This window comes from Microbacterium sp. (assembly GCF_039812165.1).
Taxonomy (GTDB): Bacteria; Actinomycetota; Actinomycetes; order Actinomycetales; family Microbacteriaceae; genus Microbacterium.
In genome coordinates, this window is the sequence record NZ_JBDIAB010000154.1 from 1 (window position 1) to 7,308 (window position 7,308).

4 protein-coding genes and 2 pseudogenes are annotated in these 7,308 nt (G+C 75.1%); all 6 read left to right on the forward strand.

All coding sequences use genetic code 11. From position 1 onward, the window contains the following. Positions 1–474 (forward strand): annotated as a pseudogene (locus WML84_RS11350) (serine/threonine protein kinase); the annotation flags it as partial. Positions 475–668: 194 nt separating this feature from the next. After that, positions 669–1,418, forward strand: a complete 750-nt coding sequence (locus WML84_RS11355; protein WP_347346260.1) for a hypothetical protein — start codon at positions 669–671, stop codon at positions 1,416–1,418. After that, positions 1,415–5,887: an FtsK/SpoIIIE domain-containing protein gene (locus WML84_RS11360; RefSeq protein ID WP_347346257.1), complete on the forward strand. Its 4,473-nt coding sequence runs from the start codon at positions 1,415–1,417 to the stop codon at positions 5,885–5,887. The genes WML84_RS11355 and WML84_RS11360 overlap by 4 nt, the downstream gene beginning before the upstream one ends. A gap of 119 nt (positions 5,888–6,006) precedes the next feature. Beyond that, positions 6,007–6,303 (forward strand): WXG100 family type VII secretion target, encoded by a 297-nt coding sequence (locus tag WML84_RS11365; protein WP_347346258.1) that lies wholly within the window; start codon positions 6,007–6,009, stop codon positions 6,301–6,303. 79 nt (positions 6,304–6,382) lie between these two features. Then, positions 6,383–6,718: a hypothetical protein gene (locus WML84_RS11370; RefSeq protein ID WP_347346259.1), complete on the forward strand. Its 336-nt coding sequence runs from the start codon at positions 6,383–6,385 to the stop codon at positions 6,716–6,718. Beyond that, positions 6,715–7,308: pseudogene (locus WML84_RS11375) on the forward strand (hypothetical protein); the annotation flags it as partial. The gene WML84_RS11370 and the pseudogene WML84_RS11375, both read left to right, overlap by 4 nt.

Genomic DNA, 7,308 nt, shown 5'->3' on the forward strand with positions numbered 1-7,308 from the left:
ACCGTGTCGCCCGACCGTGTCGCGTCGGACGCGCCGGATGCCGCGCCCGCCCCCGCCGCCGACCGCGCGCCGCGATCGCGACGCGCCGCGTGGATCGCGGGGGCCGTGGGAGCGGCCGTGGTGGTGGTCGCGGGCATCGTGCTCGCGAGCGTCCTCATGCCGCAGGCCGAGCCCGAGCCGGTCACGACCGGTGCCCCGCAGGATCCGCGCGACGGCGTCGTCCCGGCGCCCGCCGAGGTCGCCGGCACGGTGACGGACGCCGGCGCCTCCTTCACGTGGCAGAACCCCGACCCGCTGGAGGGCGACGTCTTCCTCTGGTACCCGGTGACCCTCGACGGCAACGGCGAGGCCGAGCGCACCGACGCGACCGCGGTCACGATCCCGCCCGCCGCGGGCGGCCGCACGTGCATCGAGGTCGTGCTCGTGCGCGCGGACGGCGCCGCGAGCAATCCGAAGAGGGGGTGCACGCCATGACCGACGGCGACGCAGACACCGACACCGGCGGCGCCACGGAGCCGGCGCCCGACGGCCGCTCCGATCGCGCGTCTGCCAGCGGCACGGCGACCGATCCCGTCGCCGATCGCGGTACGGCGACCGACCGCGACACCGGCGCAGGACCCGCCGACGGCCACGACGTCGCGGCCGACCGCGACCCCGGCACGGAGGCCGTGACCGCGCCGCCGCAGCCCCGGCCGGCCGGAGACGTGACCGTCGAGTTCGCCGGCGAGTTCTTCCGGGTCGCGCCGGGCGCGCGCTTCGCGATCGGCCGCGAGGGCGACCTCGCGCTCGACGACAACCGCTTCCTGCACCGGCACTTCCTCGTGATCGAGCACGCCGGCGGGCTGTGGTGGCTCGCCAACGTCGGGTCCCGGCTGTCGGCGACCGTCACCGACACCGACGGCCGCGTGCACGCGCAGCTCGCCCCGGGCGCGCGGCTTCCGATCGTCTTCGCCGTCATGACCGTCGTCTTCAGCGCCGGGCCCACCACCTACGAGCTGTCCGTGCACGCCGAGCAGCCCGCGTTCCGCGCCACCCGGCCCGAGGACGACGGCGACGGGCTGTCGACGATCGGCGCCGTGCCGCTCACACTGAGCCAGCGGCAGCTGATCGTCGCGCTCGCCGAGCCCGTGCTGCGTCGCGAGGGCACCGGAATGAGCGAGCTGCCCACCTCGGCCCGGGCCGCCGAACGGCTGGGCTGGACGATCACGCGGTTCAACCGCAAGCTCGACAACGTGTGCGACAAGCTCGACCGGCAGGGCGTGCCGGGCCTGCGCGGCGGCATCTCGTCGTCGGCGACCAACCGGCGCGTGCGGCTCGTCGAGCACGCCGTGGCGTCGCGCCTGGTCACGCGCGACGACCTCGAACTGCTCGACCGCACGGCCGACGCGGCCGACGACACCGGGGAGGGCGGCGCATGAGGCTGCGCACCACCCTCGTGCGGCCGGACGGGCCGAACGAGGACATCGTCGTGACGGCGGATGCCGACGCCACCGTCGGCGACGTCGCTCGCGCGATCGTGGAGCGCGACCCGCACGGCGCCCCGCCGGCCGGTCTCGACGTCACCCTCGAGGCGTTCGGCACGATCGCGCCGGGCGCCGGTGAGGTGCTCGATCCCGCCGCGACGGTCGCCCACGTGCAGCTGGCCGCCGGCTCGGCGGTGCGCGTGGTCCCCGCCGACTACGAGCCGCGGCAGCGGCTCGGCGAGCTCGTGGTCGCCTCGGGCCCCGACGCCGGCCGCCGCGTGCCGCTGCGCCGCAACGTCACGATCATCGGCCGCGACGCGCAGTGCGACGTGGTCCTCGACGACCCGCTCGTCTCCAAGCGCCACGCGCGGCTGGAGATCGGGCAGGGCCGCGCCGAGCTCGTCGACCTGAACTCCGCCAACGGCATCCTCGTCGACGGCGGCCCGGTCACCCACCTCACCGCGACCGACGGGCGCCTGGAGGCCGTGCTCGGCGACACGCTCGTCGCCGTCGAGGCGAACGCGAGCGCGCCGGAGGGCCCGGTCGCGTCGCGGCAGGTGGCGTTCGTGCGCTCGCCGCGCGTCGAGGCGCGCTACCTCGGCGAGGAGCTGCCCGGCACCGACCTGCCGGTGCCGCCGCAGCCGCAGATCTTCCCGTGGCTCGCGATGCTCGCCCCCGCCCTCATGGGCGCGATCCTCTACGCGGTGACGCAGTCGGCGATGTCGCTCGTCTTCGTGGCCGCGTCGCCGCTCCTCATGCTCGGCACCTGGGTCACCAGCCGGCTGCAGGCGCGCGCGCAGCTGCGCGCCGACAAGGAGCGCTTCGAGCAGCAGCTGTCGCGGCTGCGCGACCGGCTCGAGGGCGAGCGGGTGGCCGAGCGCACCGTGCGCCGCGCCGAGGTGCCCGAGCTCGACCCGATCTGCGCCGGCGCCCTCGCCGGCGGGCCGCTCGTGTGGACGCGCCGGCCCGAGCACTGGTCGTTCCTGCACGTGCGCCTGGGCGACGGCACCGCGACGAGCCGCAACACGGTCGCCGCGTCGTCTCAGCGCGACAAGGCCATCCCCGATTACGTCGCGCGCCTCGACGAGGTCGTGGACGGGTTCCGCGACGTCGCCGACGTGCCGATCCTCGAGTCGCTCCCCGAGGCCGGCGCGCTCGGCATCGCCGGCGAGCCCGCGCGCGTCGCCGACCTCGCCCGCGCCCTGCTCGCCCAGCTCGGGGGCCTCCACGCCCCCTCCGACGTCCGCATCGCGGCCTTCGCCGGACCGGGGTCGCGCGACCTGTTCGGCGACCTCAAGTGGATGCCGCACACGTGGGCCGCCGAGGAGCTCCTCGGCACCGCGCCCATCGCCGACAGCGCCGCGACCGCCGGGCGCCTCCTCGCCCAGCTCGAGGAGCTCGTCGACGCGCGCGGTCGCGCGCAGGCCCGCCTCGGCGCCCGCAAGTCGTCCGACGCCGCCACCGCCGCCGGCGCCGCGGTGGGCGAGTCGCGCTCCACCGAGACGGACGTGCCCCTGCCCGCGATCGTGGTGCTGATCGGCCCCGACGCCCCCGTCGACCGCGGCCGGCTCATCCAGCTCAGCGAGCGCGCCGCGGGTCGCGGCATCCTGCCGATCTGGCTGGCCGCGACCTCCGCCGCCCTCCCGGCCGCCTGCCGGACGTGGGTCGAGCTGCCGGCGGGCGGCCCCGACAGCGCGCACTTCGTGCGCCTCGGCGTCTCGACGACACCGCTGCGCACCGAGGCGCTCGACGCGGCGCGGTTCGGCGTCGTCGCGCGCGCGCTCGCGCGGCTGACCGACATCGCCGACGTCGCCGAGGACGCCGGCGACGTGCCGCGCTCGATCCCGCTGCTGCAGCTGCTCGGTCCCGAGACGGCCACGAGCGCGGCCGCCGTCGTCGACCGCTGGACGCAGAACCACTCCGTGCACTCCGCGCGCACCGGCAGCGGCTACCAGCCGAAGCTGCGCGCCCTCGTCGGCCAGGGCGCTCAGGGCGCGCTGCACCTCGACCTGCGACAGCACGGGCCGCACGCGCTCGTGGGCGGCACCACCGGGTCGGGCAAGAGCGAGTTCCTGCAGGCCTGGGTGCTCGGCATGGCCGCCGAGTACAGCCCGGAGCGCGTCACGTTCCTGTTCGTGGACTACAAGGGCGGCTCGGCCTTCGCCGACTGCATCCGCCTGCCGCACTGCGTGGGCCTCGTCACCGACCTCAACCCGCACCTCGTGCGCCGCGTGCTCGTGAGCCTGCGCGCGGAGCTGCACCACCGCGAGCGCCTGTTCAACCGCAAGAAGGCCAAGGACCTGCTCGAGCTCGAGAAGGCCGCCGACCCCGACGCCCCGCCCGCGCTCGTGCTCGTGATCGACGAGTTCGCCGCGCTCGCCAAAGAGGTCCCCGAGTTCGTCGACGGCGTCGTCGACATCGCCCAGCGCGGCCGCTCCCTCGGCATCCACCTGATCATGGCGACGCAGCGCCCCGCCGGCGTCATCAAGGACAACCTGCGCGCCAACACCAACCTGCGCGTCGCCCTGCGCATGGCCGACGAGACCGACAGCGACGACGTCATCGGGTCGAAGGATGCCGCGCTGTTCGACCCCGGCATCCCCGGTCGCGGCATCGCGAAGACCGGTCCTGGCCGCACGACGCTGTTCCAGTCCGCGTACGCGGGCGGCTGGAGCCTCGGCGGCACCGTCGAGGCCGCCGTCGAGGTGCGTCCGTTCCGGCTCGGCGACGGCGCGCCGTGGGAGGCGCCCGCCGTCGAGGCCGCCTCGGTCACCGAGGACCTCGGTCCGAACGACCAGCAGCTGCTCGTCGACCGCTTCGGCGACGCCGCCGAGCTCGCCCGCATCGCCCGGCCGCGACGCCCCTGGCTCGACGAGCTCGCGCCGAGCTTCGACCAGACCCGGCTGCCGCAGCGCACCGACGAGCGCCTCGTGCTCGGCGTCGTCGACCTGCCCGAGGCGCAGGACCAGGTGCCGTTCTCGTTCGAGCCCGACGCCGAGGGCCACCTCGCGGTCTTCGGCACCGGCGGCACCGGCAAGAGCACGGCCCTGCGCACGCTCGCGATCTCGGCCGGCATCACCCCGCGCGGCGGCCCGGTGCACGTGTACGGCGTCGACGCCGCCGCCGGCGGGCTGCGCATGCTCGACGCGCTGCCGCACGTCGGCGCGGTCATCCCCGGCGACGACGCGGAGCGCATCGAGCGGCTGTTCGGGATGCTGCGCGCGGAGCTGGATCGCCGCGGCGACGCCTACGCGGCCGCCGGCGCGGCGACCCTCACCGAGTACCGGGCGCTCGCCGGGCGCCCCGACGAGCCGCGCATCCTCGTGCTGGTCGACGGCTTCCCGGCCTTCCGCGCCGCCTACGAGGCCGTCACGGGACGGGCCGAGACCTACCGCGTCTTCCAGCAGGTGCTGACCGACGGCCGGGGTCTCGGCATCCACGTCGCCCTCACCGCCGACCGCGGCCAGAGCGTGCCGATCTCGCTGCAGGCGATGATCCAGCGCCGCATCGTGCTGCGCATGGCCGACGAGGACGGCTACGCGCTGCTCGGCGTGCCGCGCGACGTCCTCGGCCCCGACGCCGTGCCCGGCCGGGCGATCGTCGACGACCACGAGGCGCAGCTCGCCGTCATCGGCGGCACGCGCAGCACCAAGGAGCAGTCGATCTCGGTCGAGCGCATGGCCGACGCGATGCGCCGCCGCGGCACGCCGCCGGCCCCCGGCATCCGGTCGCTCCCCACCGAGTACGCGGTCGACGAGCTGCCGGCGACCGCCGGCGCCGGCGTCGCGATCGGCCTGTCCGACCTCGACCTCGGCCCGTTCGGCATCGAGCCGAGCGGCACCTTCATCGTCGCCGGCTCGCCCGGAGCGGGCCGCAGCAACGCCCTCGCGGCGATCGCCACGCAGACCCTGCGCGCGCGACCCGGCACGCCGGCGTTCTACATCGGCGACCCGCGCTCGCCCGCGGCGTCCGCCGTGACGTGGACGGACACGGCCGACGCCGCCTCGCGCGCGATGGCGATGCTCACCGCGGTGGGCGAGGCGGCCGACGCCGTCGCAGACGGCGGGCCGGTGCCGCTCGTGGCGCTGGAGGGCATCGGCGAGTTCGCCACGTCGGTCATCGAGATGGGCCTCTCGACGCTCGTCAAGCGCGCCGGCCGCGGTGAGGCGTTCCTCGTCGTCGCGGGCGAGCTGGCCGAGTGGACGAGCAGCTTCGGCCTGCTCGGCGAGATCAAGTCCGCGCGCCGCGGCGTGATCCTCCAGCCCGAGACCCACGACGGCGAGCTCGTGCTGAAGACCCCGTTCCCGCGGCTCATGCGCGGCGAGCTGCCGGTGGGACGCGGCATCCTGGCCCACCGCGGCAAGCTCGTGCGCGTGCAGTTCCCGCTCATGGCCGAGCCGCAGGCGGGGCAGGGCAAGGGGTAGGGGAGTTCTCCCCATGGGCGATCGCGACGGCCGCCCGTACGCTCGACAACGACAGACCACCCGGAACCACCCGGGTCACACGAACCCGGAGAAGACCGGGACACACGAAGGGGGCTCCCATGGCCAACATGAACGTCACGTACGACCAGATGCACTCGGCGGCCGCACGCCTGCGCTCGGGGCAGTCCGAGATCGAGGCGAACCTGCAGCGCCTGCGCCAGCTGGTCGCGCAGCTCGTCCAGGACGGCTTCACCACGACGCGCGCGTCGGGTGCGTTCGACGCGTCGTACAACGAGTTCTCCACCGGCGCCACCAAGACCGTCCAGGGCATCGAGGGCATGGCCTCGTTCCTCGAGAAGGCCGCGCAGGCGCTCCAGTCCACCGACGAGCAGCTGGCGAGCCAGCTGGGCCAGTAGTCCGGCGAGGGCGACGGATGCCTCGGGGAGGGGCATCCGTCGTCTCTTCGACACGGCTTCACTGACATCGGGGGGACACATGCCGGATCTCAGTCTGGACTTCGAGGCGCTGCGGCTCGCCCGCGGCCGCGTCGTGACCTCGCTGGAGACCTTCCAGAGCGCGGGCACGGTGGGCCAGGACGTCGCGGACCTCACCGGCGAGCACCGGCTCGCGGGCAAGGTCCGCGACTTCGCGGACAACTGGGACTACAACCGGGGCAAGCTCGAGGAGAAGCTCGAGTTCCTGCGCGACGCGCTCGACGCGGTGATCGAGACCATGGCGGAGGTCGATGCCGAGCTCGAGCGGTCGGCCGAGGAGGCCGCCCCGGAGTCGACGTCGTCGGACGACTCGACGTCGTCGGAGGACGAGGGATGAGCGCGCTGTCGGTGGAGTTCGAGGACCTCTTCGTCGGGCGCCCCGACCAGCTCGAGCCACGCGCGGACGCGCTCGTGACGGCGGCCGAGGCGATCGCGCGGGCCACCGAGTCGCTGCGGGCGATCGTCGACGGCCAGACCAGCCAGTCCACCGACGCGATCGCCCAGACGTCGTCGGAGGTCGCGCGCTCGCTCAGCCGGGCCCGGCGACGCTATCGCGACACGGGCACCGCGCTGCAGACGTACGCCGTCGAGCTGCGCCCGATCCAGCGCGACGCGCGCGACGCGCTGAGCACCGCGGAGTACTACGAGCAGCGCACGTACTCGCTGCCGCACGACATCTCCGACCGCGAGGGCGACCTCGTGCGCGCGCAGGCGAGCGAGGCGTCGCCCGCCGCGATCGAGCGCATCGAGGACGACCTCTGGCGGCTGCGCCAGGCGCAGGGCAACGCCCACGGCGGGCTGCAGGACGCCCGCTCGACCCTGTACGCGGCGCGCGACCGCATCCGTGCGATCGCCGACACCGCGATCGCCCAGATCGAGACCGCCATCGAGGGCGACCGCGACAGCGCTGCCGACAACTGGAACCAG